The 26,817-nt window shown below is 73.9% G+C and carries 25 protein-coding genes and 1 pseudogene; 12 read left to right on the forward strand and 14 right to left on the reverse strand.

Translation table 11 applies throughout. From position 1 onward, the window contains the following. Positions 1-37 precede the first annotated feature (37 nt). Together JS756_RS00555 and JS756_RS00560 are read left to right on the forward strand one after the other, a co-directional pair. Positions 38-865 (forward strand): TetR family transcriptional regulator, encoded by an 828-nt coding sequence (locus tag JS756_RS00555; RefSeq protein WP_205380860.1) that lies wholly within the window; start codon positions 38-40, stop codon positions 863-865. 158 nt (positions 866-1,023) lie between these two features. Next, positions 1,024-1,446: a Zn-ribbon domain-containing OB-fold protein gene (locus JS756_RS00560; RefSeq protein ID WP_205380861.1), complete on the forward strand. Its 423-nt coding sequence runs from the start codon at positions 1,024-1,026 to the stop codon at positions 1,444-1,446. An 81-nt stretch (positions 1,447-1,527) separates the two neighbouring features. Here JS756_RS00560 and JS756_RS00565 read toward each other — a convergent pair whose 3' ends face one another. Then, the gene (locus JS756_RS00565) at positions 1,528-1,911 is read right to left on the reverse strand and encodes a PPOX class F420-dependent oxidoreductase (protein WP_205380862.1); all 384 of its coding nucleotides are present in this window, start codon (positions 1,909-1,911) and stop codon (positions 1,528-1,530) included. A gap of 225 nt (positions 1,912-2,136) precedes the next feature. On the opposite strand from JS756_RS00565, the gene JS756_RS00570 reads away from it, so the two are divergent. After that, complete coding sequence (locus JS756_RS00570) at positions 2,137-3,507, forward strand: S1 family peptidase (protein ID WP_205380863.1); 1,371 nt, start codon at positions 2,137-2,139, stop codon at positions 3,505-3,507. A 147-nt stretch (positions 3,508-3,654) separates the two neighbouring features. Here JS756_RS00570 and JS756_RS00575 read toward each other — a convergent pair whose 3' ends face one another. The 7 genes and pseudogenes from JS756_RS00575 to JS756_RS00610 all read right to left on the reverse strand — a co-directional run bounded on the left by JS756_RS00575 (position 3,655) and on the right by JS756_RS00610 (position 9,066). Continuing rightward, positions 3,655-3,831, reverse strand: coding sequence for a hypothetical protein (locus JS756_RS00575; protein WP_205380864.1), 177 nt, complete (start codon positions 3,829-3,831; stop codon positions 3,655-3,657). A 125-nt stretch (positions 3,832-3,956) separates the two neighbouring features. Beyond that, positions 3,957-4,655 carry a L,D-transpeptidase family protein gene (locus JS756_RS00580; RefSeq protein ID WP_205380865.1) on the reverse strand — a complete coding sequence of 233 codons (699 nt, stop codon included), beginning with the start codon at positions 4,653-4,655 and terminating at the stop codon, positions 3,957-3,959. Positions 4,656-4,818: 163 nt separating this feature from the next. After that, a pseudogene (locus JS756_RS36460) lies at positions 4,819-5,610 on the reverse strand (SDR family NAD(P)-dependent oxidoreductase). 198 nt (positions 5,611-5,808) lie between these two features. Continuing rightward, positions 5,809-6,723 carry an SDR family oxidoreductase gene (locus JS756_RS00595; protein ID WP_205380867.1) on the reverse strand — a complete coding sequence of 305 codons (915 nt, stop codon included), beginning with the start codon at positions 6,721-6,723 and terminating at the stop codon, positions 5,809-5,811. A gap of 118 nt (positions 6,724-6,841) precedes the next feature. Next, complete coding sequence (locus JS756_RS00600; RefSeq protein ID WP_205380868.1) at positions 6,842-7,474, reverse strand: MBL fold metallo-hydrolase; 633 nt, start codon at positions 7,472-7,474, stop codon at positions 6,842-6,844. Continuing rightward, complete coding sequence (locus JS756_RS00605; RefSeq protein WP_205380869.1) at positions 7,471-8,556, reverse strand: S-(hydroxymethyl)mycothiol dehydrogenase; 1,086 nt, start codon at positions 8,554-8,556, stop codon at positions 7,471-7,473. The genes JS756_RS00600 and JS756_RS00605 overlap by 4 nt, the downstream gene beginning before the upstream one ends. 207 nt (positions 8,557-8,763) lie before the next feature. Then, a complete protein-coding gene (locus JS756_RS00610) occupies positions 8,764-9,066 on the reverse strand; it encodes a hypothetical protein (RefSeq protein ID WP_205380870.1) in 303 nt (100 codons plus the stop codon). A gap of 173 nt (positions 9,067-9,239) precedes the next feature. Between JS756_RS00610 and JS756_RS00615 the strand changes: the two genes are divergently transcribed. After that, complete coding sequence (locus JS756_RS00615) at positions 9,240-9,605, forward strand: nuclear transport factor 2 family protein (RefSeq protein WP_205380871.1); 366 nt, start codon at positions 9,240-9,242, stop codon at positions 9,603-9,605. Positions 9,606-9,975: 370 nt separating this feature from the next. Here JS756_RS00615 and JS756_RS00620 read toward each other — a convergent pair whose 3' ends face one another. Then, positions 9,976-10,638 (reverse strand): TetR/AcrR family transcriptional regulator, encoded by a 663-nt coding sequence (locus JS756_RS00620; RefSeq protein WP_205380872.1) that lies wholly within the window; start codon positions 10,636-10,638, stop codon positions 9,976-9,978. Between the two features lie 174 nt (positions 10,639-10,812). Here JS756_RS00620 and JS756_RS00625 point away from each other — a divergent pair, with 174 nt between their 5' ends. From JS756_RS00625 to JS756_RS00660, 8 genes are all read left to right on the forward strand, one after another. Continuing rightward, complete coding sequence (locus JS756_RS00625; protein ID WP_205380873.1) at positions 10,813-12,069, forward strand: YncE family protein; 1,257 nt, start codon at positions 10,813-10,815, stop codon at positions 12,067-12,069. Between the two features lie 532 nt (positions 12,070-12,601). Next, positions 12,602-13,072: a (2Fe-2S)-binding protein gene (locus tag JS756_RS00630; RefSeq protein WP_205380874.1), complete on the forward strand. Its 471-nt coding sequence runs from the start codon at positions 12,602-12,604 to the stop codon at positions 13,070-13,072. Then, positions 13,069-15,429: a xanthine dehydrogenase family protein molybdopterin-binding subunit gene (locus tag JS756_RS00635; protein ID WP_205380875.1), complete on the forward strand. Its 2,361-nt coding sequence runs from the start codon at positions 13,069-13,071 to the stop codon at positions 15,427-15,429. The genes JS756_RS00630 and JS756_RS00635 overlap by 4 nt, the downstream gene beginning before the upstream one ends. Further along, positions 15,426-16,280 carry an FAD binding domain-containing protein gene (locus JS756_RS00640; RefSeq protein ID WP_205380876.1) on the forward strand — a complete coding sequence of 285 codons (855 nt, stop codon included), beginning with the start codon at positions 15,426-15,428 and terminating at the stop codon, positions 16,278-16,280. Before JS756_RS00635 ends, JS756_RS00640 begins: the two co-directional genes overlap by 4 nt. A gap of 24 nt (positions 16,281-16,304) precedes the next feature. Continuing rightward, complete coding sequence (locus JS756_RS00645; RefSeq protein ID WP_205380877.1) at positions 16,305-17,180, forward strand: AAA family ATPase; 876 nt, start codon at positions 16,305-16,307, stop codon at positions 17,178-17,180. Next, positions 17,177-18,301 carry a vWA domain-containing protein gene (locus JS756_RS00650; protein WP_205380878.1) on the forward strand — a complete coding sequence of 375 codons (1,125 nt, stop codon included), beginning with the start codon at positions 17,177-17,179 and terminating at the stop codon, positions 18,299-18,301. Before JS756_RS00645 ends, JS756_RS00650 begins: the two co-directional genes overlap by 4 nt. After that, positions 18,294-19,403: an XdhC family protein gene (locus JS756_RS00655; RefSeq protein WP_205380879.1), complete on the forward strand. Its 1,110-nt coding sequence runs from the start codon at positions 18,294-18,296 to the stop codon at positions 19,401-19,403. Before JS756_RS00650 ends, JS756_RS00655 begins: the two co-directional genes overlap by 8 nt. A gap of 10 nt (positions 19,404-19,413) precedes the next feature. After that, a complete protein-coding gene (locus JS756_RS00660) occupies positions 19,414-20,064 on the forward strand; it encodes an SRPBCC family protein (protein WP_205380880.1) in 651 nt (216 codons plus the stop codon). Between the two features lie 123 nt (positions 20,065-20,187). Here JS756_RS00660 and JS756_RS00665 read toward each other — a convergent pair whose 3' ends face one another. From JS756_RS00665 to JS756_RS00685, 5 genes are all read right to left on the reverse strand, one after another. Next, positions 20,188-20,688 (reverse strand): metallophosphoesterase family protein, encoded by a 501-nt coding sequence (locus JS756_RS00665; RefSeq protein WP_205380881.1) that lies wholly within the window; start codon positions 20,686-20,688, stop codon positions 20,188-20,190. Positions 20,689-20,882: 194 nt separating this feature from the next. Beyond that, positions 20,883-21,854, reverse strand: a complete 972-nt coding sequence (rfbB, locus tag JS756_RS00670) for a dTDP-glucose 4,6-dehydratase (protein WP_205380882.1) — start codon at positions 21,852-21,854, stop codon at positions 20,883-20,885. A 63-nt stretch (positions 21,855-21,917) separates the two neighbouring features. Continuing rightward, positions 21,918-22,097 carry a hypothetical protein gene (locus JS756_RS00675; protein WP_205380883.1) on the reverse strand — a complete coding sequence of 60 codons (180 nt, stop codon included), beginning with the start codon at positions 22,095-22,097 and terminating at the stop codon, positions 21,918-21,920. A gap of 241 nt (positions 22,098-22,338) precedes the next feature. Beyond that, positions 22,339-24,780: a SpoIIE family protein phosphatase gene (locus JS756_RS00680; RefSeq protein ID WP_307790167.1), complete on the reverse strand. Its 2,442-nt coding sequence runs from the start codon at positions 24,778-24,780 to the stop codon at positions 22,339-22,341. 665 nt (positions 24,781-25,445) lie between these two features. After that, entirely contained in the window at positions 25,446-26,792 is a 1,347-nt protein-coding gene (locus JS756_RS00685; protein ID WP_205380885.1) for a S1 family peptidase, read from the reverse strand. Between the last annotated feature and the right edge of the window lie 25 nt (positions 26,793-26,817).

Consider the following 26,817-nt stretch of genomic DNA (forward strand, 5'->3'; position numbering starts at 1 on the left):
AGTACCGTGAGGGCGTCCGGGGTGCTACGTTCCGCGCATGAGCTCCACCAGTGCGGGATCCGGGCGCAACGACAGGGCCGACACGGCGGGCGCCAGGCCGCCCATGCGGGAGGCGCTGGTCGCGGCGGCCTTCCAGCTGTTCCTGGAGCGCGGGTACGAGCAGACGACCGTGGACGACATCGTGGCGCTCGCCGGCGTCGGACGGCGCTCGTTCTTCCGGTACTTCCCTTCCAAGGAGGACGTGGTCTTTCCCGACCACGAGCGGTGCCTCGCCGACATGACCGCGTTCCTCGCCGCGAGCGGTGAGGACGAGGAACCCGTGCGCCGGGTGTGCGACGCGGCCCGGCTGGTGCTGCGCATGTACGCGGAGAACCCCGCCTTCTCGGTGCAGCGCTACCGGCTCACCAAGCAGGTGCCGGGCCTGCGGGCGTACGAGCTGTCGGTGGTCTGGCACTACGAGCGGGCGCTCGCCGCCTACCTGCGCGGGTGCTTCGCCGGGCACCGGGACGGCACCCTGAGGGCGGATGTGATCGCGGCAGCGGTGGTCGCGGCCCACAACAACGCGCTGCGCTCCTGGCTGCGTTCGGACGGGCAGGGCGACGCCGGCGCCGCCGTCGACCACGCCCTGGGACATGTGCAGGCCGCCTTCGGCGCGGCCGCCGCACCGGCGTCGAAGGCCCCGGCCGGGGAGCCCGGCGGCGCCGTCGGGTCCACCGGCCCGGCCCGGCCCACCGGGGCCGGCGGCTCCGCCGGGGCCCGACGAGCCGCCGCTGCCGCCGAGGACGTGGTGGTCGTGGTGGCCCGGCGCGGGGCTCCGCTGTGGCGGGTGGTCCAGGAGGTCGAGACCGCGGTCGGCCGCGACTGAGGGGCACTCTCCCGATTCTGGGGTACGGAGTGCCTTTACGCGTGACACTCAGTGCCATACGCTGAGCCCGTGCACGGTCGCACCGTGAACCGCGCACGGGCGTGCACGGGTGCCCCGCGCACGCGGGTTTTCCGGCCGAGCGCAGGGAGTTGACCAGCGTGTACCACCACTCAGGAACCGCCGTTCAGCAGGGATCCGGCTCCGCGGCCGGCGTTCTCCAGCCTCCGAACACGGCCACGGACGCCACGGACGCCATCCTGTTCCAGCGCTGCACCTGGTGCGGCACGGCCATGTACCACCGACTGTTGTGCCCGGTCTGCCGGGGCAGCGAGCTCAGGACCGAGCGGAGCGAGGGCGCCGGTACGGTCCGCCACTCCACCGTGGTGCACCGCAACACCCCCGCCGCCCGCAACGTGTCGCTGGTCGAGATGGCCGAGGGGTTCGTGGTCCGCGGCCGGGTGATGGGCCCGCCGATCGGCATCCACAGCGGTGACCGCGTGCGACTGTCCACGGCGAAGGACCCGGTGCGCGGTGAGCCGGTGTTCCAGTTGCTCGACGAGCCCTACCGCGCCTGGAGCTGACGCCGGCTCACCCCCGGTCGCGCCCGGGTCGCCGCCGGGTGCCCTGCCGGGCCCTCCGGCCCCGTCCGCGCCCGCTCCTCGTCAGGTGAGCGTGATGCGGATCCCGACTGTGCCGTCCTGCCCCCGGCGCAGCCGGCTGCCGAACAGCGTCAGCCGCCCGACCAGACCGTACTTGCGGGCGATCAGTCGGCGGTAGCGGGCCGTGGCCTCCGCGCCGCACAGCTCGGCCGTCGCCGGGACCTGCTCACCGGTGGGCCTGCCCCGCATGTCGCAGGGCCCCACGAGGATGTCGCCGCGGGCCCGGATCCGCTTCACCTTCCACGAGTCGGCGGCCGTCCACGCGCCGAGTGCCTCGCCGTCGCTCACCACCCACACCGGGGTGGCGACAGCCGTGCCGTTCTTCCGGTAGCTGGTGATCAGCAGGTACTTGCCGGCAGCGAGCCGGTCGACCGAGGTGGAGTCCATGCCGGAAGTGTAGGCAGGGGCCGCGCTACGGGCACGCGGCGGAACCCCTCCGTGCGCCCTGTCCCCCGGCACGCAGCGCCGAACGGCAGCGGGACGTTCCACGCGGTCTTGATCGACTCCCACTGAACACGCACGGTCCCGGCCCCGTATCCAGTGTGGGCGTCCGGCAACCGGAGGGCCCCGCGGAGCGGAGGCCGCCCGCGCGTTCGGTTTCGGGAGCCATGCATGAGGCACGCACGACGACGGATCGTCCGGCGAGTTGCCCGACTGGCGGCCGTCGGCGGACTCCTCGTGGGAGGGGCCATGGTGGGGCAGGCGGCGATGGCGGACGAGGCACCACCCGCCGTCGGCGACGCCCGCACCACCGCCGGGCCGGCCGGGCAGGCGGGGACGGCCCTCGCGGCCCGGCTCGGCACGGACCGTACGGCGGGCAACTGGGTCGACGCGGACGGGCGGCCGGTCGTCGCCGTCACCGACCGGGACACGGCCGCCGCGGTGCGTGCCGCGGGCGCCGAGGCGAAGATGGTCCCGCACAGCATGAGCGAGCTGCGATCGGCCACGGCGAAGCTGCGTTCGGCACCGCGGGTGCCCGGCACGGCCTGGATGGTCGACTACCGCAGCAACGAGGTGGTCGTGCAGGGCGACCGCACGGTCTCGGCCGCGGACTGGTCCCGGCTGACGCGGGTCGCGGACGGCATCGGCGGCTTCGTCCGCATGGAGCGGACCGCCGGCACCTTCACGCCCCGGCTGAACGGGGCGCTGCCGATACTGTCGACCGGCGGGCGCTGCTCGGCGGGGTTCAACGTCACCGACGGCAGCCGCGACTTCGTCCTGACGGCCGGGCACTGCGGGCCCGACGGCACGGTGTGGTTCGCCGACGCCGGCGGAACCCGGAGGATCGGGCAGACCGTGAACGGCAGCTTCCCGGGCGGCGACTTCTCCCTGGTGCAGTACGCGTCGGGCCGAGCCGGCGACGGCGCCGACGTCGTGGCGCTCGGCAACGGCAGCGGGGTACGTATCACCGGCGCGGCCGATCCCTCGGTCGGGCAGCGGGTGTTCCGCAGCGGGAGCACCAGCGGGCTGCGCGACGGCCGGGTGACCGGCCTCGACGCGACGGTGAACTACCCGGAGGGCACCGTCACCGGCCTGATCCAGACCGACGTGTGCGCCGAGCCCGGCGACAGCGGGGGGCCGCTGTTCTCCGAAGGCATCGCCCTGGGCGTGACCTCGGGCGGCAGCGGTGACTGCACGACGGGCGGCACGACGTTCTTCCAGCCGGTGACCAAGGCGCTCCAGGCCCTCGGCGTGAAGCTGATCGTCTCGGGGCAGGCCGGGAGCGGGGCCGGTGCCGCGCCGTCCGGGCCCCCCATGCAGAACGCGATCGCCCCCGGAGCCGCGTCCCCGGGCTCTTCCGCCCCGGTCACCGGGGGAACCGAGGGCACGGCACTGCTGTCCCGGCTGACGGACAGCCGCAACGCCGGGCCGGGGCTGCTGGTCGTCGCCGGCAGCCTGGTGGCGCTGGTCGCGACGCGGTACATCAGGGTGGAGCAGGATCGGAAGGCCTACCGCCGCCACTATTCGGCGACATGGGGCTGAGCAGACGGCGACCGAAAAGAAGTCGCGGGGCCGGGCCCGGGCCGCCCACCCCTGCACGGGGCGGGCGGGCGGCGCCGAAGCGGCGCCCGGCAGTGCGGGCGCGGGGACGGACGAACGAATCGGGGTGCGGCGGTCGGGAGAGCCGGGTCAGGCCGCTCTGGCCGGCAGCTGCGGGTCCGCGGCGGCCCACTCCAGGACGAGACGCCGGTACTCCTCGCGCTGCTCGCCCGTCAGTGTCCCGCCGGACCGGAACCACAGGGCCCGGATCTCCTCGTTGACCTCGGCAGCCGATCGCTCGGAGGCGGGTTCAACAGTGGTGGGCATGCCGTGAAGCTTACGGGGGTAGGAGTGAAGGCTCTGCGAGCAATCACTCACGATTCGGGCAAATGGGACCGTGTTGATGGTCACGTGATCTGCGCCTCCCGCCACGGCGATCACGGACCGGTCGGTCACGTGCCCGGCTTGCGCCCGTAGACGAAGACGTCGTCGCCCGAGCGCAACAGCGACCAGTAGGCCTTGGCGTCGGTCCTGGTCATGTTGACGCAGCCGTGCGAGCCCGGCGGGTTCCACATGCTGACACCGACCGAGTGGAAGGCCTGGCCCCCGTCGAAGAACTGGCTGTACGGCATCGGCACGTGGTAGATCGACGAGACGTGGTCGATGTGCCGCCAGTAGATCTTCTTCAGCCCGGTGCGGGTCTCGTACCCGTCGCGGCCGGTCCGCACCGGAACCGGGCCGTAGACGAGCTTGCGTCCGTCCTGGATCCAGCTCAGCTGGAGGGTGAGGTTCACGCAGGCGATGCGCCCCTTGTTCACGGGGCACTTGCCGTCCTTGCCGGGGTTCTTCCCGACGGCCCGCTGCTTGGTCATGAGGTCCATCACACCCCAGGTGACGGGCCCGGCGTAGCCGATGTTCGGGGTGATGCCGTGCTTGGTCTGGAAGCCCTTGATCGCCTTGCAGTCGGCCGTGGACTGCCGGCCGTCCACGGGCCGGCCGAGGAACTTCTCGACCCGCTTCTGGTACGGGCCCGCCGTGGACGTGCAGCCGGTCGCCGCCTGGGCGGTGCCGGTACCGAGAGCGAGTGTGACGGGCGCGACCAGCGCCGTGATCCCGAGTGCGACGGCGCCCCGTCGGCGTATGTCCCCCATGGCGGTCCTCTTTCCTCTGCGCGAGCTGCGGTCTCTGCCGGTTGGACGGATGAGCGGGCCCTGCGGTTGTGGGGACGGGCGCGCTGTGACCGAACGGTGAACTGTACCGGCACCCGATGTCGGCCCCGTGCCCTCGGGCCCCTGCGTCGTTCACCTGCGTCGTTCAGGTGTCCGGTACCACGGCGGCCCGGAACCCGGTGTCGATCGCGGTGATTCCACCGTCGACGTACAGGGAGGCACCGGTGATCCACGCGGCGTCACGCGAGGCGAGGAAGGCGACCGCCGCCGCGACGTCCTCGGGCTCGCCGACGCGGCCGAGCGGGTACAGGGCGCGGACGGCCTCCGGTTCGGCATCGCGCCCCTCCCACGCGGTGGTCCGCACGGTGCCGGGCACGACGAGGTTGACCCGCACTCCGCGGGCCGCGGCGTGTCCGGCGAGCGTGCGGGTCAGGGAGCCGAGGCCGGCCTCGGCGGCGCTGTAGGCGTGGTTCCCGAAGTCCTGCGCGCCGTTGACGGAGCCGATCCCGACGATCGCGCCGCGACCCGGAGGCGGCCAGGTGCGGCAGGGCGGCACGGGAGCAGCGGTAGGCGCCGGTCAGGGTCAGGTCGAGATCGCGGGCCCAGACGTCGTCCGGCTCGTCCTCGAAGAGCGGTGCGTCGGGGTGGCAGGCGTAGGCGTTGTCGACCAGGACGTCGAGCCCGCCGAAGGAGGCGGCGGCGTGCGCCACGCCCGCCTCGACCGAGCTGCGGTCCGCCACGTCACAGGCGAACGCCTCGGGCCCAGCCCCTGCTGCCTCGTCCCGGAGGCGGTCGTCCGGGCCGCTGCCGGGTCCACGTCGGTGACCAGGACGTGCGCGCCCTCCTCCGCCAGCCGACGGGCGATGGCGGCACCGATGCCGCGGGCGGCACCGGTGACGAGGGCGGCGTGGCCGTCGAAACGCTGCGGGGAAGGGATCACGGACCGACCGCAGTGTCGCGACGATCATCCGGGCAGAGGCCCGGCGCGTCCGGCCGCGCCGCCGACCGTGCGCCCGCACGCCTGCCGCGCAGGGTGGCGACGCGGACACACCCCGCACCGGCGCCGCACCCGGCGGCCGGGCGCCGCCGCGCGGGCCGTGCCCGCGCCCCTCCACAGCCCGGCGCGGCGCGGCCGTCAGCGGTAGCCGGTGGTGTCCGCGGGCCTGCCGGCGTCCTGGACCTCGACGAGGTACCGCCAGGCGTCGGGGCGGCTGCCGTCGAGGTCGGTGAATCCGTACTCACGGGCGAGTCCACCGCTCGACAGGGAGCGCCCGTTGAAGCGGGCCACCTCCGGGTCGGCGGCGAGCGCCGCGACGGCGCGGCCCGTGTAGCGCGGGCTCTCGGAGATGGCGAAGTGCGGCTCGCGGTCGAGCGCGTCGCGCCAGTTCTCCTCGCGGACCCCGAACAGGTCGAGCATGAGCTCGGAGCGCAGCCAGCCGGGGGTCAGCGCGACGGCGGTGGCACCGCGCGGTCCGAGTTCGTGACCGAGGGCGAACGCCATGCGCAGCACGGAGGTCTTGGCGAGGTCGTAGAAGAGGTTCACCCGGTAGCGGTCGCGGTTGTACTCGGCCGTCCCGTCGGTCATCTCCACGACCAGGCCCCCGGGACGGCGCAGCAGGAGCGGCAGGGCGTGGTGGCTCGTGACCGCGTGCGTCTCCACGGCCAGGCGCAGCAGGCGGAGTCCGTTGTCGAGGTCGTGCTCCCAGACGGGGGTGTCCCACTCGAAGAGCTTCTCGCCGCCCCAGATGTCGTTGACGAGGACGTCGAGGCGGTCCTGCTCGGCGGCGATGCGGTCGACCAGCGCCCGGACCTGGTCGGGTTCGAGGTGGTCGGTGGGTACGGCGATGCCGTGGCCGCCGGCCTGGGTGACCTGGTCGGCGGTGTCCTCGACGGTCTCCGGCCGGTCGTACTCGGAGCGTTGGGCACGGGTGCTGCGGCCGGTGACGTAGACGGTGGCGCCGGCGGCTCCCAGTTCCACCGCGATTCCGCGTCCCGCGCCCCGGGTCGCCCCCGCGACCAGTGCGACCTTGCCGTCCAGTGGACGTGACATGTCCGGCCTCCCGTTGCCGTGCGAAGTGTCGTCACGTCGAGGGTGCCGTGGAAGCCGGACAACTCCTGTCGGGTATGACGGACGTTCACCCGGGGGCCCCCGGAGCGCGTCCATCCGGTCAGTGGCCGCGGTCGATCCACTCCTGGAGGTGGGGAGCCTCCGCCCCGATCGTCGTCGCGTCGCCGTGTCCGGTGAGAACCCTGGTCCCGGGAGGCAGGGTCAGCAGGCGGTCGCGGATCGAGGCGACGATCGTCGGGAAGTGGGAGTAGGAGCGGCCGGTGGCGCCGGGGCCGCCCCGGAAGAGCGTGTCGCCGGTGAAGACGGTCCCGAGGGCCGGTGCGTACAGGCAGACCGCGCCCGGGGCGTGACCGGGGGTGTGCAGCACGGTGAGGTCGACACCGGCGGCCTCGATGACCTGCCCGTCACGCAGATGGGCGTCGGGCTCACGGTCCGGGTGGGTGAGCTTCCACAACGGCAGGTCTTCGGGGTGGAGCCAGATCACGGCGCCGGTCGCGTCGGCGAGGGCGGGGGCGGCGTCGACGTGGTCGTTGTGGGCGTGGGTGCACACGATCGCGGTCAGGCGCCGACCGCCCACGGCGGCGGCGATGGCCGCGGCGTCGTGGGCCGCGTCGACGACGACGACCTCATGGTCGTCGCCGACGATCCACACGTTGTTGTCGACGTCCCAGGTGCCGCCGTCGAGGGTGAACTGCCCCGAGGTCACCAGCCGTTCGATGCGGGTGCTCGTCACAGCACCACCACCGAGCGCAGGACGTCCCCGCGCTGCATCCGTTCGAAGGCCTTCTCGACCTCGTCCAGCGCGATCGTCTCGGAGACGAACCGGTCGAGGTCCAGGCGGCCTTGGAGATGCAGGTCGACGAGCATCGGGAAGTCCCGGGAGGGCAGGCAGTCGCCGTACCAGGACGACTTGAGGGCCCCACCGCGCCCGAAGACGTCCAGCAGCGGGAGTTCGAGCGTCATGTCGGGAGTGGGGACACCGACGAGGACGACGGTGCCGGCCAGGTCGCGGGCGTAGAACGCCTGCTTGTACGTCTCGGGGCGGCCGACGGCCTCGATCACGACGTCGGCGCCGAAGCCGTCGGTCAGTTCACGGATCGCCTCGACGGGGTCGGCGGTGCGGGAATCGACCGTGTGGGTGGCGCCCATGGTGCGGGCGGTGGCCAGTTTCCGGTCGTCGATGTCGACGGCGATGATCTTCGCCGCGCCCGCGAGGCGCGCCCCGGCGATCGCCGCGTCGCCGACGCCGCCGCAGCCGATGACCGCGACGGTGTCGCCGCGGCCGACATCGCCCGTGTTCAGGGCGGCGCCGATACCGGCCATCACCCCGCAGCCCAGCAGCCCGGCCGCCTGCGGGGAGACGGCGGGGTCGACCTTGGTGCACTGGCCGGCCGCGACCAGGGTCTTCTCCGCGAACGCGCCGATGCCGAGGGCGGGCGCGAGGACGGTGCCGTCGGTGAGTGTCATCTTCTGGCCGGCGTTGCGGGTGTCGAAGCAGTACCACGGCCGGCCGCGCCGACAGGCTCGGCAACGGCCGCAGACAGCACGCCAGTTGAGGATCACGAAGTCGCCGGGTGCCACGTCGGTGACGCCCTCGCCGACGGACTCCACCACGCCCGCCGCCTCGTGGCCGAGCAGGAAGGGGAACTCGTCGGTGATGCCGCCCTCCCGGTAGTGCAGGTCGGTGTGGCACACGCCGCACGCCTGGATCGCGACGACGGCCTCGCCCGGCCCCGGATCGGGCACCAGGACCGTGTCGATGCGCACCGGCTGGTTCCTGCCCGGTGCGATCACGCCGCGTACTTCCTGCGCCATGTGCTGATCCCCTTCCGTCGGCGGGGGCCGGATTCCGTTTCTGGCCCGACCCTACGTGCGGGGCGGCGGCGAGGGCGTGCGGCGGCGCCGGTGACCTACGGTTTCGGCCACATCGGGGTCCGGTTCCCGGGAGGCTGCCGGCGGCGTCCGCAGAGCGTGCGAAGGGTCGCCCCCGCGGGGGCGACCCGGGGAGGCGCGCAGAGCCTGTTACTGGACGGCCGGGAGCAGTCCGGTCACCGGTGCGGCCAGGTCGGTCAGCTGGTGCAGCTCGTTGAGCTTGTTCAGCTCGTTCATCCGGTTCAGCGACCCGAGCTGCTGGGAGACCCGCGGCATCTCCGCCCGGTGCTCCGCGGGGATGTCGCTCGTCGCGAGCGAGTCGAGCACGTGGACCGGGTTGAGCCGACCGGTGCCCTGGGCGCCTGCGTCGGCCGCGTTCGCGGCCGGCGCGGCAAAGCCGGCGGCTCCGACGGCGAGGCAGGCGGCGGCAACGATGCGTCGAGTGGAGATCATGCCCTCAGCAACGGCGCGGGGCGCCCCCCGGACACGGGCGCGTTGCGCCGCTCACCCGTCAGGCGCAGCGGGCGGACTGCGCTTGCCGAGCCCGGCGGGGCGGAGGACGCTCGAAGGTGAGGCCGGCGCCGCCCGTATCCCCGTACGGACCGCGGCCCCCGAAGGAGGTCATCATGGGCACCACCGCATCCGCCGCCTTCGACACCGAGACCTTGCGCCGAGGCATCGAAGGACAGACAGCGGCGACACTCTTGTCGCTCTACACGGACGACGCGACGCTACGCATCGTGAACCGCAACAGCCAGCCCAGCCACCCCAAGGTGCTGCAGGGTCGTGGCGAGATAGCCGAACTGCTGGAGGACGTGTACGGCCGGGACTTGAAGCACACGTTCGAGGGATGCGTGATCCAAGGAGACCGCGCGGCGTACAGCGAGTCCTGCCGGTACTCGGACGGGACCCGTGTGATGTCCGAGTCGATGATCACGCTGCGCGACGGCAAGATCTCGGAGCAGATCATGATCGAGGCGTGGGACGAGTAGAGGCAGGTCCCCAGGCACAGCCGACGAGGGCCCGGCCCGCATCCCGCGCGCACGTGACTCACACCTGACGAGGACGTGGTTACACACAGCCGAACGGTGACACGCGACGCACAGCGACGGTCCGGACCCTTCCTGGTCCGGACCGCTCACTCCGGTCCCGACCGTGCGCGCCGGACACCCGGCCCCACACGGACACCTCGTTCCGGGCCCGCGGCAGAGGTGTCCCCGGGCCGGCCCTCCCGACCACCGGACCCGCCGCACGCCCGGATGCCCGCGACCCGGACGCTGCGCCCCGGACGCCCGCCGCCGCCCCGCGCGTGGCTCCACTCCCCCACCCGGCGCTCCCCGCGCGGTACTTCCCGTGTTCTCCTCAGCCGGGCGGCGCGGGCCCGTCCGGCGGGCGCAGCATGCCCAGGAGCTGCCGGACCAGCTCGTCGACGACGTCGTCGAGGGTGGCGTCGACCCAGCCGGCGCTCCAGTCGTGCAGAAGGCCGTTGACGCTGCCGATGAACGCCGCCGCGGCCAGCCGGTAGTCGCGGTCGGCGGCCTCCCCGCGGGCGGCGGCCGCGCGGGCCTCGGCGCAGATGAGGTCGACCCAGCGGGCGCGCCGGGCGAGGCGCTGCTCCTCCAGGCGCTCGCTGACGCCGACGATCTCCACGAAGGTGACGCGGATGCGGCGCGGGTCGTCGGTGACGTTGTCGGCGTAGGCGCGGAAGAAGACGGTGATGCGGTCCGCGAGCGGTAGGCCGCCCGCGGTGGCGAACGCCGCCCGGACGGCCTCCTCGGCCCACCCGTTGACCTGCAGGTGGAGGGCGGCGAGGACGTCCTCCAGAGTGCGGAACTCCTCGTAGAACTGCCGGGTGGACAGACCCGCGGCCTCGCAGAGCGCTGCGACCGTCGTCGCCCGGTATCCGGGCGTGTCGCCGAAGAGTTCCAGTGCCGCCTCCAGGAAGCGGCTGCGGCGCTCGGCCTGCCGCTCCGCGGCCGACCTGCCGCCGTAGCGGCCTGTCGGTGCCCTCAGCCTGCCCGTCACGCTCCCTCGCGCCTCCCTCGTCGTCCCCGGGACGCCGTCAATTTTGTCGTGTACGCGGTCTTGTCGAGAAGGCACCCCCTCCTTACTTTCGAGTAAGTCCACTGTGAAACCGCGCGTGTTCAGATTCCTCGCACTCGCCCGCACGCTCCCCCACTCCAAGAGGAGAGAGCACTCATGCCTGCTGTCGGTACCAGGCACCTCTGCTCCGTGGCCGCCGCCCTCGTCCTGGCCGTCACCGCCCCGGCGACGACCGCCACCGCCTCGACCGGATCCGCCCCGGGCACCGGCCTGCGCGAGGTGCTGTTCGTCGGCAACAACTGGGACGGCACCGCCGATGTCCTGCGGTCCTCCGGCGACTACGCGAAGGTCGGCCGGATCGACGTCGTGCCCGACCGGGCCGAGCGGATGGCGGAGATCAACGCCGACCCGATCAAGTGGATCTACTTCATGGCGATCCGACACAGCGTCGGCGAGGGACACGACCAGTTCGCCGACGACATGTACGCCACGCCGGACGGCACATCGGTGGTGGTGTCGCGGCCCAGCTTCGCCGACGTGGTCTCGATCGACCTGTCCGACGGGGGCGTCAACTGGCGCTTCCGCGTGTCGGGGTACCGCGCCGACCACATGGCGGCCTCCCCCGACGGCACCCGGGTCGCGGTGTCCGCCTCGACCTCGAACACCGTGCACGTGCTGGACATCGCCGGCGGAAGGGAGCTGGGCCGGTTCGCCACCGGCGACAAGCCGCACGAGAACATCTTCGGCGCGGACGGCAGATACCTGTACAACATGTCGATCGGCGAGGTGAACACCGCGGCGGACGCCCCCTGGCTGGACTGGACGAAGGGCGACCGGCACATCACCGTCGTGGACGCGGCCACGTACCGGCCGGTGCGGATCGTCGACATGCGCGAACGCCTGGACGCGATCGGCCTGAGGGACTTCTCCGACGCGGTGCGGCCCGCGGTGTTCTCGCCGGACGGGTCGAAGCTGTACTTCCAGGTGTCGTTCTTCAACGGCTTCTTCGAGTACGACCTCGCCGACGACCGGATCACCCGGACGAAGACGCTGCCGAAGAACCCGGCGACCAGCGACGACCGCACCACCTTCGTCAACGACTCGCGCCACCACGGCCTGTCGATGAAGCCGGACGGCAGCAAGCTGTGCGTCGCCGGCACCATGGACGACTACGCCACGGTCGTGGACCGTGCCACGCTGCGGGAGGGTCCGCTCGTCCCCGCCGTCAAGCCGTACTGGGCCACGGTCAGCGGTGACGGCCGTGACTGCGTGGTGTCGGAGAGCGGCGCCGACCGGGTCACGGCGATCGACTTCGCCACCGGCGAGAAGCGGCTGTCGGTGCCCGTGGGCGACCATCCGCAGCGCGTCCGTCTGGGCCATGTACCCGCGGACTGGACCGGCCCCGGAGTCTGAGCACGCCGTACGGGGTCCACGGTTCGGACCCTCCCTGTCCCTCCGCCCCTGGTCCCCCGCGCACCCACGCCACCTGCCGTCCCACGCGGGTGCGCGGCGGCCGCAGCGAGGCCGCCACGCCCGCCGCCGTCGCTGGACACGATGCCGGTGGGCCGTCCAGGGGGCCGGCGGACCCGGGTTCCCGGTGGCCGGGGACCCGTCGGCGGGGCGGGCGGCCGCGGGGCCGGGGTGAGCCAGGGCGCGGCGAACGGCACGGGACGGCGCCAGGGCGCTCCGCGGTCGCCCCGGCCCGGCGGGCCCAGAACCTGCGGGCCCGTCGGCAGGCCCGCAGGCCGTGCCCGGTACAGCCGCCGCCCGGGGCCGGGCACGGTCCGGCGCGCCGGTGCCGGGCCGCCGCTTCGTCGCCCAGCGATCCGTGCCGTGCACTCGCCGCCACCCCGGCGCGGTCATAGAGTGCGGTCATGGGGTGACGAACATCACGCCCGGCTGCTGGCTGCTCCTCTCATCCGCCCGCATGCCCTCTGGAGGGCCCATGACCCACATCTCGGTGAAGGTGGACGGCACGACGTACGAGGACGAGGTCGAGCCCCGCCTTCTGCTGGTGCACTACCTGCGCGACCGGCTCGGCCTGACCGGTACCCCGGTCGGCTGCGACACCTCCAACTGCGGTGCCTGCACCGTCGATCTCGACGGCGAGAGCGTCAAGAGCTGCGCCGTGCTCGCCGTCCAGGCGGACGGCGGCGAGGTGACCACCGTCCAGGGACTCGCCCGCGACGGGGAGTGGACGGCGCTCCAGCGGGCCTTCCACGAGCGCCACGCGCTCCAGTGCGGCTACTGCACCCCCGGCATGATCATGGCGGCGCGCGACCTGCTGCGCGACAACCCGCGTCCCACGCCGGAGGAGGTGCGGCAGGGCCTGGAGGGCAACCTCTGCCGCTGCACCGGCTACCAGAACATCGTCCGGGCCGTCCTGGCCGCCTCCGGGCAGGAGGTCACGGCATGACGTCGACGACGGAACGCGAGGTCGGCCGGGCCCGGCCCCGCAAGGAGGACGCGCACCTGATCACCGGCCAGACCAACTGGACCGACAACATCCAGGCCGGGGGCCTGCTGTACATGGCGTTCCTGCGCAGCCCGCTGGCGCACGCCCGCATCGAGCGGATCGACGTCGCGCCCGCCCTGCAGCGTCCCGGCGTGGTCGCCGCGTTCACCGGGGCGGACCTCGCGGACGGACTCGGGTCGATGCCCTGCGTGTGGCCGGTCACCGAGGACATCGTGATGCCGGCGCACCCGCCGGTCGCCGCCGACGAGGTGCGGTACGCGGGCGACCCGGTGGCCGTCGTCGTGGCCCGGGACCGGTACGCCGCCGCCGACGCGCTGGAGGCGATCGAGGTCGACTACGAGCCGCTGCCCCCGGTGCTGGACCTGGAGGGCGCGCTCGCGGAGGACGCCCCGCTGGTCCACGCCGACAAGGGCACCAACCGCTGCTACGTCTGGCCGCTGCGGACGGGCGAGGAGTTCGACGCGGTACGGGAGCGGGCCGAGGTGACGCTGAAGCGCCGCTACCACCAGCAGCGGCTCATCGCCAACGCCATGGAACCGCGCGCGGTCGCCGTCACACCGGTCGCCGCGTCCGGCGAGTACACGCTGTACTCCTCCACCCAGGTCCCGCACATCGCGCGGTTGCTGCTGGCCGGCGTGACCGGCATCCCCGAGAACAAGCTGCGGGTCGTCGCGCCCGACGTCGGCGGCGGCTTCGGCTCCAAACTCCAGGTCTACGGCGAGGAGGCCGTCGCCCTCGACGTCGCGCGCCGCCTGGGACGGCCGGTGAAGTGGACGGAGTCCCGCTCCGAGGGCTACCTGGCGACCCACCAGGGCCGCGGCATGATCCAGGACGTGGAGATCGCGGCGACCCGCGAGGGGCGGCTCCTCGGCCTCAAGGTCGACCTGCTGGCCGACATGGGCGCCTACCTGATGCTCATCACGCCGGGCACCCCGCTCCTGGGCGCCTTCATGTACCCGGGGATCTACAAGATGGACTCCTACGAGTTCACCTGCACCGGCGTCTTCACCACCCGTACCCCCACCGACGCCTACCGCGGGGCCGGACGCCCGGAGGCCACGTTCGCCATCGAACGGATCATGGACGACCTGGCGGCCGAACTCGGGGTGGACCCGATGGAGCTGCGGCGGCGCAACTGGATCCGGCACGAGGAGTTCCCGTACACGACGGTCGCCGGCCTGACCTACGACAGCGGCCACTACGAGGCCGCCACCGACCGGGCGCTGGCCCTGTTCGGGTACGACGAGCTCCGCGCCGAGCAGCGCAAGCGCGCCGAGGGCCAGGACGCCGTCCGGCTCGGCATCGGCGTGTCGACGTACACGGAGATGTGCGGTCTGGCACCCAGCAGAGTGCTGCGTGACCTGCGGTACGCGGCCGGCGGCTGGGAGGCGGCGAGCATCCGCATGCTGCCGACCGGCAAGGTCGAGGTGGTCACGGGGACCAGCCCGCACGGGCAGGGGCACGTCACCAGCTGGAGCCAGATCGCCGCCGACGTGCTGGGGGTCCCGTTCGAGGACGTGGAGGTCGTGCACGGCGACACCCGGGCGGCACCGCAGGGCATGGACACCTACGGTTCCCGGTCGCTGGTCGTCGGCGGGTCCGCCGTGCACCACGCGGCGGTGAAGGTGGTGGAGAAGGCCCGCAAGGTGGCCGCCCATCTGCTGGAGGCCAGCGAGCAGGACCTGGACTTCGCGGACGGGGTGTTCTCGGTCAAGGGCTCCCCCGAGGCCCGCAGAACCATCCAGGAGGTCGCGTTCGCGACGTTCACCTCGCACGACCTGCCCGAGGGCCTGGAACCGACCATCAACGCCGAGCACCTGCTCGACCCGGACACGTTCTCCTACCCGCACGGCACCCACCTGTGCGCCGTGGAGGTCGACACCGAGACCGGGCAGGTCCGGATCCGCTCCTACGTGTGCGTCGACGACGTCGGCCGGGTGGTCAACCCGATGATCGTCGAGGGGCAGGTGCACGGCGGCCTCGCCCAGGGCATCGCCCAGGCGCTGTACGAGGAGGCGGTGTACGACGACGAGGGCAACCTGGTCTCCGGCACCATGGCCGACTACCTGGTGCCGTCCGCGGCCGACCTGCCCGACTTCGTCACCGACCGGACGCAGACACCCGCCACCTCCAACCCACTGGGCGTCAAGGGCGTCGGTGAGGCGGGCACCATCGCCTCGACGCCGGCCGTGGTGAACGCGGTCGTGGACGCGCTGCGCCCCCTGGGCGTCGGCGACGTCCGGATGCCCTGTACACCCGAACGGATCTGGCAGGCAGTGAGGGAGGCGCGCTCATGATTCCCCCGACGTTCGACTACGTCCGCCCGGCGAGTGTCGAGGAGGCGGTGCGCGGCCTCGCCGAGGGGGGTGAGGAGGCGAAGGTCCTGGCCGGCGGGCAGAGCCTGCTGCCCCTGCTGAGGCTGCGGCTGGCCTTCCCGGAACTGGTCGTGGACGTCGGCCGGGTGGCGGAGCTGCGCGGGGTGCGCGAGGACGGCGACACGCTGGTCATCGGCGCGCTGACCACGCACCACGACGTGCTCCGCGACCCGCTCGTCCGCCGGTACGCCGGGCTGCTGGCCGCCGCCACCGCCACCGTCGCCGACCCGGCGGTGCGGCACCGGGGCACCCTCGGCGGGTCCCTCGCGCACGCCGACCCGGCCGGCGACCTGCCCGCGGTGGCTCTGGCACTGGACGCCGAGCTGGTCGCGGCAGGTCCGGGCGGGCGGCGGACCGTCCCGGCGCGGGACTTCTTCGTGGACTACCTCCAGTCGGCGCTCGCACCGGACGAACTCCTCGTCGAGATCCGCGTCCCCAAGGCGGAGGGCTGGGGCTTCCACTACGAGAAGTTCCACCGGGTCGCCCAGGCCTGGGCGGTCGTCGGGGTGGCCGCCCTGGTGCGGCGCGACGACGGCCGGGTGGCCGAGGCCCGGATCGGCCTGACCAACATGGGCGCCACCCCGCTGCGGGCCGCCGCGGCCGAGGCGGCGCTCGCCGGTGCCGGGGACGGGCAGGCCGTGGCGCGGGCCGCCGAGGCTGCGGCGGAGGGCACCCGCCCCACCCGGGACACGTCGGCCTCGCCGGAGTACCGGGAGCACCTCGCCCGGGTGCTGACACGGCGGGCCGTGCTCGCCGCCGCCGGAATGGGGTGAGGTCCGATCGCGCACATCGCCGGCATGGACGACCCGGAACAGGTGAGGGCCCGTCTGGAGGAGACGGGGTACCTCGTCGACGACGGGCTGGCCGTCGCCTGCTTCCTGGTCCTGCGCCTGGGCCGGCCGCTGCTGTGCGAGGGCGACGCCGGCGTCGGCAAGACCGCGCTGGCCTCCGCCCTCGCCGAGGCGCTGGACGCGCCGCTGATCCGGTTGCAGTGCCATGAGGGCATCGACGCCTCGCAGGCCCTGTACGACTGGGACTTCCCGCGCCAGCTGCTGCACCTGCGGGCCGCGGAGGCGGCGGGCGTGCGCGACGTGGAACGGCTGGAGGGGGAGCTGTACGACCGGCGGTTCCTGATCGCCCGGCCGCTGCTGAGAGCACTCCAGACGCAGCCGTCGGTGCTGCTGGTCGACGAGATCGACCGGGCCGACGACGAGTTCGAGGCGTTCCTGCTGGAGCTGCTGTCGGAGTTCTCCGTCACCATTCCCGAGCTGGGGACTTTGCGCGCCGAGCAGCCCCCGGTGGTGGTGCTCACCTCCAACCGCACCCGCGAGGTGCACGACGCGCTGAAGCGCAGGTGCCTGTACCACTGGTTCGACCATCCCGACTTCGCCCGCGAGCTGGCGATCGTCCGGCGCCGGCTGCCCGAGGTGTCGGTGCGGCTCGCGGAGCAGGTGACCGCGCTGGTGCAAGCGCTGCGTGGGCAGGAGCTGCTGAAGCCGCCCGGGGTGGCGGAGACCCTCGACTGGGCGCGGGCCCTGGACGCGCTGGGGGCCGGCGAGGTGGACGCCGAGCTGGCGGTGGCGACGCTGGGCTCGGTGCTGAAATACCGAGAGGACGCGGAGCGGGCGCGGCGGATGGACTTCGCGGCGGTGCTCGCGGCGCGGGGAGGGTGAGCGGCGTGCTCGCCGCCGACGCCTCGCTGGTCGGCTTCGCCCGGGCGCTGCGCGCGGCCGGGGTGGACGCGAGCGCGGAGCGGCTGCACGCCTTCCTGCGGGCGGTGGACGTGCTCGGGGCCGAGGCGCGGGCGGACGTGTACTGGGCGGGCCGGCTGACGCTGTGCGGCGGGCGGGACGACCTGGAGCGCTACGAGCGGGTCTTCGCCGCCTGGTTCGGCCCCGGCCCGGAGCCGCGGGCGGCGCAGCGGGCCGCTCCCCGGCGGCAGCTGCGGCTCGTGGCCCGGGAGGGAGCCGGCGCCGCACCGGACACCGGCGGGAACGCCGCCCCCGACGCGCCGCCCGCCGCGGCGGCGGCCAGCCCGGTGGAGGTGCTGCGGCACCGGGACGTGGCCGGTCTGGATCCGGTGCAGCGGGAGCAGCTGCACCGGCTGCTGGCGGCGTTCGCGCTGCGCGGTGCCGCCCGGCGCACCGCCCGCCGGCGGCCGGCCCGCCGCGGCACGGTCGATGCGCACCGCACGGTGCGGGAGCTGCTGCGGCACGGCGGGGAGCCGATCCGGCCGCGCCGGCACGCGCGCGCCGAGCGGCCACGCCGGGTGGTGCTGCTCGTGGACGTGAGCGGCTCGATGGCGCCGTACGCGGACGCGTTGCTGCGGTTCGCCCACGCGGCGGTGCGGGGGGCGCGGGCGGAGGCGTTCACCGTCGGTACCCGGCTGACCCGGGTCACGCGGGAGCTGGCGCACCGCGATCCCGAGGTGGCGATGGCCGCGGTCGCTCGGGCGGTGCCGGACTGGCGCGGGGGTACTCGGCTGGGTGAGCTGCTGCGGGAGTTCCTGGACCGCTGGGGGCAGCGCGGCATGGCTCGGGGCGCGGTGGTGGTGGTGCTGTCGGACGGCTGGGAGCGGGGTGATCCGGCGTTGCTGGCGGCGCAGATGCGGCGGCTGCACCGGCTGGCGCACCGGGTGGTGTGGGCCAATCCGCTGAAAGCGCGGCCCGGATACGCGCCGCTGGCGGCCGGGATGGCGGCGGCACTGCCCAGTGTGGACGCGTTCGTGGAAGGGCACAGTCTGGCCGCGCTGGAACAGCTGGCGGCGGTGGTGAGAGGAGCGGAGCGTGCGTGAGATTCTGCCGGTGCTCGGCGAGTGGTATGCGGCGGGCGCGCCGTTCGGCCTGGCCACGGTCGTCGGGCGCAGCCGCAGCGCACCGCGCGATCCGGGCGCCTCGATGGCGGTGGGCCCGGACGACGAGGTCGTGGGCAGTGTGTCCGGCGGCTGCGTGGAGGGGGCGGTGTTCGAGCTGGCCCAGGACGTCGTGGCGAGCGGCGAGGCCCGGCTGGAGACGTTCGGGTACAGCGACGAGGACGCGTTCGCGGTGGGGCTGACCTGCGGCGGCGAGATCACGGTGCTGGTGCGGCCGGTGACGCCGGAGCGGGATCCGTGGTTCGGCGCGGTCGCGGAGTCGGTCGCCGCGGGCGACCCGGTGACCGTGGCGACCGTGACCGACGGCCCGGCACCCCGCGGGGCGGCGCTCGCGGTGTGGCCCGAGCGGATGTCGGGGACACTGGGATCGGCGGGCCTGGATGCGGCGGTGAGTGCCGACGCGCGCGGTGAGCTGGCCCTCGGCGCCACTGGGGTGCGGCACTACGGGCCGCACGGTGAGCGGCGGGAGGACGCCGTGTCGGTGTTCCTGCACTCCTTCGCCCCGCCACCGCGGATGCTGGTGTTCGGTGCGATCGACTACGCGGCCGCCGTGGCCCGGATCGGCGACTTCCTGGGCTACCGGGTCACGGTGTGCGACGCCCGCCCGGTGTTCGCCACGCCGAAGCGGTTCCCGCCGGGCGTGGAGGTCGTCGTGGACTGGCCGCACCGCTATCTGCAGGGCACGGAGACCGACGACCGCACGGTCGTGTGCGTCCTGACCCACGATCCCAAGTTCGACGTCCCCCTGCTGCAGGAGGCACTGCGCCGGCCCGCGGCGTACATCGGGGCGATGGGCAGCCGCCGTACCCACGAGGACCGGACGGAGCGGCTGGTGGAGGCGGGGCTGACCGGGCACGAGCTGGCCCGGCTGCGCTCTCCGCTCGGCATGGACCTGGGGGCCCGTACCCCCGAGGAGGTGGCGGTGTCCGTCGCCGCCGAGATCGTCGCCCTGCGCTGGGGCGGCAGTGGGGCACCGCTGACGGCCACGGCGGGGGCCATCCACCCCGCGACCGACATCAGCTGAGGAGGAACAGATGGAACTGCACCACGAGTTCACCGTGCCGGTGCCCCTCGACGACGCATGGCAGGCGCTCCTCGACATCGAGCGGGTGGCGCCGTGCCTGCCGGGGGCGAGCGTGGAGGAGTTCGACGGCAAGACCGTGACCGGCTCGGTGAAGGTGAAGGTGGGCCCGGTCACCGTCACCTACAAGGGCACCGCCGTCTTCGAGGAGCAGGACGAGCAGGCGCACCGCCTGGTGCTGGCCGCGAACGGCCGGGAGACCCGGGGGCAGGGCACCGCGCGGGCCAGGGTCACCGCCACGCTCGCCGAGGACGACGGGACGACCACCGTCTCGGTGCGCACCGATCTGACGGTGACCGGGCGGCCGGCGCAGTTCGGGCGCGGCGTGCTGGCGGAGGTCGGCGAACGGCTGGTGACGCAGTTCGCGAGTTGCCTGGCCCAGCGCATCGCCGGGCCGGCCGAGACCGCCCCGGGGGCCTCGGCAGGCGAGGTGCCGTCGTCGGCCGCGATCGCGGAGCAGTCCCCGCCGGCCGCTGCGGACGAGCCGCTCGACCTGTTCCGCACGGCCGGTGTCCCGATCGCCAAGCGTGCGGCCGTGGCGGTGGCGGCCGTCGCGGCGGTGGTGTGGGCGGCGCTGCGGCTCCGGCGGTGGAGGCGGCACTGAGCAGCGGGAGCCCGCCGGGGTGCCCTGTTCGCGTGCTGAGCTGCCCATCGCTCGGGCCCCGCCGCCCGCGGAGCACCCGCAGGCGAGCGGGGGCTCCGGCGCGGCGGCGGGCTGCAGCGCCGTTCAGCGGGGCGGCAGCCGGTGCAGGACGACGTCCGTGAGCCGGCCGTCGGCGACCGTCGCCGTCATGTACGTGCAGTGCGGCTGCCGACGGCGGTCGGTCGGGGATCCCGGGTTGAGCAGCCGCAGTCCGCCTTCGGCCGTGGTGTCCCAGGGAATGTGGCTGTGGCCGAACACGAGCACGTCGAGGTCGGGGAAGCGGGCTGCGCAGCGGGCCTCCCGGCCCGCGGCCGGGCCGGTCTCGTGCACGGCGCCGAAACGCAGACCGCCGATCTCGGCGCGGGCCACTTCCGGGAGCCGGGCACGCAGGTCCGGGCCGTCGTTGTTGCCGTACACGCCGACGAGCCGGCTGCTCCGTTCCCGGAGCAGGTCGAGGGTGGCGGTGTCGACCCAGTCACCGGCGTGGAAGACGACGTCCGCACGCGGGAGTTCGGCCAGCAGTGGACCGGGCAGTTCGGCCGCACGCCGGGGCAGGTGGGTGTCGGACATCAGCAGGAGGCGCACGGGCTCAGCGTACGGCGGGGCATGGGCGCGGGCACAGAGGGTTCGTGCCGCCGGGCCGGGCCGCGGCCGGGTGCGGCCTCCTCCCGCAGTCGCCCGTGCGGATGGGATATTGGCGTGCGGGATCGGGGCCGGCCACCGGGGACCCGGCGTCGTCACCGGCGACCGGTGCTGTGGCGGAGATCCCGGCGGCCCCGTCAGCGCAGTGGGCCCACGCGTTCCTTCAGCGGTTCCCACCACGACCGGTGGTCCCGGTACCAGGCGACGGTCTCGGCGAGGCCGGTCGTGAAGTCCCGTCGCGGCCGGTAGCCGAGCTCGCGGCGGGCCTTGGTCCAGTCGACGGCGTAGCGGAGGTCGTGGCCCTTGCGGTCGGTGACGTGCTCGACCATGTCCCGGCCGGCTCCGCAGGCCGCCAGCAGCAGCCCGGTCAACTCGCGGTTGGCCAGTTCGGTTCCGCCACCGATGTTGTAGATCTCGCCGGCACGGCCCCGGGTGCGCACGAGTTCGACGCCGTGGCAGTGGTCCTCCACGTGCAGCCAGTCGCGGACGTTGCGGCCGTCGCCGTAGAGCGGCACCGGGCGCCCGTCGAGGAGGTGGGTGACGAACAGCGGCACGACCTTCTCGGGGAACTGGTACGGGCCGTAGTTGTTGGAGCAGCGCGTGATGCGGACGTCCAGGCCGTGGGTTCGGTGCGCGGCCAGGACCAGCAGGTCCGCGGAGGCCTTGGAGGCGGCGTACGGGGAGGAGGGCCGCAGCGGAGCCTCCTCGGTGCACGCGCCGGCCGCGACGGAGCCGTAGACCTCGTCGGTGGAGACCTGCACGAACGGCGCTGTGCCGTGGCGGAGGGCCGCCTCCAGCAGCGTGTGGGTGCCGAGCACGTTGGTACGGACGAAATCGGCCGCGCCCACGATGGAGCGGTCGACGTGGGACTCGGCCGCGAAGTGCACCACCTGGTCCGCCTCGGCGATCAGCTTGTCGACCAGGTCGGCGTCGCACACGTCACCCTGCACGAACCGGAGCCGCGGATGAGCGGGCGGCAGGTTGTCGAGGCTTGCGGCGTAGGTGAGCCGGTCCAGCACGGTGATGTACGGCGGCTGCTCTCGGGCGAGCAGGGAGCGGACGTAGGTCGATCCGACGAAGCCGGCGGCTCCGGTGACGAGCAGGTGCATGATGCGCCGAGCCTACGTCGGCACCGCGGCCCGCCGGCTGCGGGGGCGCCGGCTTCGTCGGCGTCAGTCCTCGCCCCGCACGATGTTCCCCTCGGTCCCGGAAGGCGCCGCGGGCGGACCGCCGGGGCCCTCCACGGCGGGCATCCAGGTGCGCAGTGCCTGCTGCCGGCGCAGCCGGCGGGCCCTGGCCCAGCCGGTCTCGGGGCGGCGGGTCCGGGGATATTCCTTGGCCTGCGGGATCACGGTGTCTCATCTTCCTTCTGCGTCGGCGTCCCTCGTCGGGTATCCCCCGGCGTGGCAGCTCAAACGGGGTGCCGGAGGGGTCCCGGGTTCTGCCGGGGCCACTGTTGCCGCGGGGACCGCCGGAGCGCGGGCTCGGGCGGGACTGGGCTGGGCCAGTGGTCGGCGGCCGGGGGGCCGGTGTCCGGGGCCTGGTGCCTGGCCGGGGCGGGCACCGGGCCCACCTGGCCAGCGGCTCAGTCGCTCAGTCGCTCAGCAAGAGCTCGCTCCACACCTGCTTGCCGCCGCTGACCGGCACCGTCCCCCACGTGTCGGACACGGCCTCGACCAGGAGGATGCCGCGGCCCCCGGTGGCCTCCCAGCCGATGCTGGTCGGCTTGACGGGGCTGCGCGGGGAGGTGTCGGTGACGGCGACGCGGAGCCGGTGGTTGACCAGCGTGAGGTCGAGGCGGACCCGCCCGTCGGTGTGGACGAGCCCGTTGGTGACGAGCTCGGAGACGACCAGCAGGGCGGAGTCCTGATCCTGCTCGGGCACACCCCAGGTGCGCAGGGTGCGCCGGGTGAAGCGGCGGGCCTGACCGACGGCCTGCGGCACCCGCCACACTGTCCAGCTCTCGCGCAACGGGCGGGAGGCCATGCCGTCGTAGCGCAGCAGGAGCAGGGCCACGTCGTCGTTGCGCTGGGCACTGTCGAGCAGGGCGTCGGCGACCTGGCCGAGGTCGACGGGGTCGGCGGCGCCCAGGCGGTCGGCGAAGCGGGCGAGGCCCTCGTCGATGTCGGCCTCGACGGACTCCACCAGTCCGTCGGTGGTCAGCGCGAGGACGGCACCGGGGGGCAGGTCCAGCGGTCCCAGCGGGAACTCGGCCTGCCGCAGCACGCCCAGGGGCGGGCCCCCGTCGGTCTCGACGATCTCGGTGCGGCCGTCGGGGTGGCGCAGCACCGGCGGTGGATGCCCGGCCCGCACGCACCAGGCGGAGCCCTCCTCCATGTCGACCTCGACGTAGCAGCAGGTGGCGAAGAGGTCGGTCTCCAGGTCGGACAGGAGGCGGTTGGCGTGTGCGACGACCACGTCGGGCGGGTGGCCCTCGGCGGCGTAGGCCCGCAGCGCGGTGCGCATCTGGCCCATGAGGGTGGCGGCCGCGGTGCTGTGCCCCTGGACGTCGCCGATGACGAGGGCGACATGATTCTCGGGCAGCGGGATGACGTCGTACCAGTCGCCGCCGACCTCCAGGCCCGCCGTGGCCGGCAGGTAGCGGGCCACGGCGACGGCGCCGGGCAGTTTCGGCAGGCGGCGCGGGAGGAGCTGGCGCTGGAGCATGGTCACGAGTTCGTGCTCGGCGTCGAAGGCGTGGGCCCGCATCAGGGCCTGACCGGCGAGGCCGGCGGAGGCGGTGAGCAGGGCGCGCTCGTCGGTGCCGAAGTCGTGCGGGGCGTCCCAGCCGATGAGGCAGGCCCCGGCCATGCGTCCGTCGGCGGGCAGCGGCAGCACGGCGAGACCGCCGGGGCCGACCTCGGCGAGGGCGGGCTCCAGGGCGGTACCGGCCGGCCAGATCTGGGCGCGTCCCTCGCGCAGCGCGGCGGCGAGCGTGGGCATCGTACGCACGGGCGCGTCGGGCCACTCGGCACGCCACTCCATCCGCCACAGCTCCGGCCAGTCCTCGGGCTCGGGCGGGTCGAGGACGGTGACGACGAGCCGGTCGCCCTCCAGCTCGGCCAGCGCGATCCGGTCGGCGCGCAGCGGGCGGCGCAGGGCCGTCACGACGGCCTGGCTGACGTCGCGGACGGTACCGGCCGTGGACAGGGCGGCGGCCAGGCGCTGCACACGGGCCACGTCGGTGACGTCCGAGCGGAGGGTGGAGGCGTCGGCGACGCTGCCCACCAGGCGCGCGGGCCGCTGCCCGCCCCCGGGCAGCAGCCGGCCGTGCAGCCGGAGCCATCGGGGCGGGCCGGCGGGCTGCAGGACACGGAACTCCAGCTCGCGGTCGCCCAGGGACATGTGGTCGGCCTCGACGACGGACATCAGCGACGGGAGGTCCTCGGGCACCGTGCGGGCAAGGAGCGTCTCGACCTTGCCGTCGAACTCCTCCCGACGTAGACCGAACAGCCGGAGGATGTCGTCGCCGACGTCGATCCGGCCGCTGTCCATGGCGAGGGTGAAGGCGTCGGCGTCCGGCTCCCCGCGGGTCTCGGGCCCGGAGACGGCGGGGCAGACGACGGACCGGGCGATCAGCTCCAGGCAGCTGCGCTCGTCGGCGTCGAAGCCGCCCGGGCTCTCGCGCACGGCGAGCAGGCAGCCGTCGCCGGCGCGTACGGGCAGGACGGCCAGCGAGAACTCCTGCGCCTGCGCCGCATGGGACCTCAGGCCCACGTCCTGCTCGCCGGGGCCGAGCCACACCGGGCGGGTGTCGCGGTGCGCCCGGGCGGCCGGGGAGGGGCCGGACACGGAGTAGCTCTCCGGCAAGCCGTACAGGGTCCGGGGCAGTCCTGCCGACTCCACCAGGCGCAGCAGTTCGCCGTCCTCGCCGGGGGCGTACAGGGCGACCAGGGCCGCGTCCGCGAAGACAAGCGCGAGTTCCAGCACGCGATGCACCCGTTCGGGTGAGTCGGGATCGGCCATGACCGTTTCGAGAGCGGCCTCGGCGCGCAGCCCTCGCGTTCTGCGCCCCCCTGCTCCCTCACTCACCACCTCCGTATTACAGCGCTTATGGGACGCCCGCGCAGCCCCTGTGGGCGTTCGGCGCGGTTCCTCCGGGCGCGGCTGGTCGAAAGGCCCCGAACATGTCCTGACGCGTGGGGTTCCCCTCACCGGTCTCGTGGCCGGCACGGGGAGGCGTCGGCCCGTGGTCCCGCCGGGGGCTCGTACCGCGGCGGTGATCCTCGGACCGGCGGGACGCGGCCTCCGCCCTCGCACGCCCGAAGGTCCGCGACGCGTCCGACAGGGGGCGGGGACGGTCGGGGACACAGGGCCGCACCGCACGCGCAGGGCCGCTGATGGCGGTCTGGGCCGCCGCGGGTGCCGTTCCACGTGCGCGGTCGGTCGTCGCGGGGTGTGGGGCGCACGCACAGGCCCCTGGGCCCCGGGTGCACCGGCTCGCCCACTCGGTGCGGCACCCGCGGCGGCCCAGACCGCGTGCCGAGCGGTCGACGGAGTGCAGCGCGACGCCTGAGGGGGAGTCGCCGGGGGCGTCGCGCTGCGGACTGGAGGGGTGCGGGGGCTGTGAGGGTGCGGGAGGGGCGGGGGTGAGGGGGCACCGGGGGTTCCGGGAGGGTGGGGGCGCGTGGGTCGAGGGTCCGGCCCTCCCGCCGGAAGGCCGGACCGCTCCCCTGCCGGCCGGAACCGCCGGGGCCTGGTCAGCGGGTCTCGACCAGGTCGGAACCGCCCTCGTCGTCCGCTCCGGCGCCGGACCGGTCACCGGTCTCGGCCCGACCCGCGCCCTGTCCCTGCTTGCGCCCCTGGCCCTGGCCTTGGCTCTGGCCTTGGCTCTGGCCTTGGCTCTGGCCTTGTCCCTGGCCCTGGCCTTGTCCCTGGCCCTGGCCTTGTCCCTGGCCCGCACCCGGGTCCTGGCTCTGACCCTGGCCTCCGGCGCCGAGCGTCGCGCCGGTCGCCTGCAGGGCCGTGGTGACCGGCTGGAAGAACGTCTCGCCGCCCGCGGTGCAGTCCCCGCTGCCGCCGGAAGTCAGGCCGACGGCCAGGCCGTCCTGAGTGAACAGCGAGCCGCCACTGTCGCCGGGCTCGGCGCACACGTTCGTCTGGATGAGGCCGGTGACGGTGCCCTCCGGGTAGTTGACGGTGGCGTCGAGGCCGAGGACCTGACCGTTGTTCAGGCCGGTGGTGCTGCCCATCCGGAAGACCTGCTGGCCGACGGTCGCGTCGGCGGCCCGGCTGATCGCGACCGTCCGCCCACCGCCGATGTTCACCTCGCTCGGCGCCTGGGTGGCCGGATCGTCGTACTTCACCAGCGCGAAGTCGCCGTTTCCGGGGAAGACCGCCTGATCGACGGTGGCGACCGGCTGCCCGTTGGCGGAGTCGGACCACTGCTCGGCGGCGACACCGCAGTGACCCGCCGTCAGAAACGCGGGCGATCCGTCGGACGCGGTGACGTTGAAGCCGAGCGAGCAGCGGGCGCCGCCGCCGAAGACGGCGTCGCCGCCGGAGACGAAGGTCTTGAAGGTACCCGCCGACCTCTTCAGCGTCGCCATGTCCGAACCGAGGCTCCGCACGGTCGACGAGAGTCTGTTCCACTTCTCGCCGGTGACGGTGCTGTCGGCGGTGACGAGAATCTTGTCCGTGCGCGGGTCCACGGCCCAGGCGGTGCCCGGCATGGTGGCCTTGCTCCGCAAGGTCTGCGCCGCGGACTTCAGTTCGGCGAGGCTGTTGTCGACCTCGCGGACGGCCGCGCCCGCCTTCTGCGCCTGGACGACGACGTTGTTGTTGTCGCCCGGCACGACGTTGACGACGAGTTGCTGCCGGACGGCGTCGTAGTAGGAGCCGGCGAACGTGTCGCCGAGCAGATTCGCCAGTTGTCCGGCGAGGTCCGAGGCGTCTGCGGACTTCAGCGTCCTGGGCGCGGTGGAGGCGGCGGAGCCGCCGTCCTGGGAGGCGTGGGCGTTGGGCAGCAGGATCGCCGCCGCACCGAGTGCCGCCGCACCGCCCACCGCCATCGCGGCTTTGCGCTTCGGAATTCGCTTGTGACTCAACTTCTCTACCTCCTGCGGAACGCGG

The organism is Streptomyces actuosus, from assembly GCF_016921115.1.
GTDB classification, from domain to species: domain Bacteria; phylum Actinomycetota; class Actinomycetes; order Streptomycetales; family Streptomycetaceae; genus Streptomyces; species Streptomyces actuosus_A.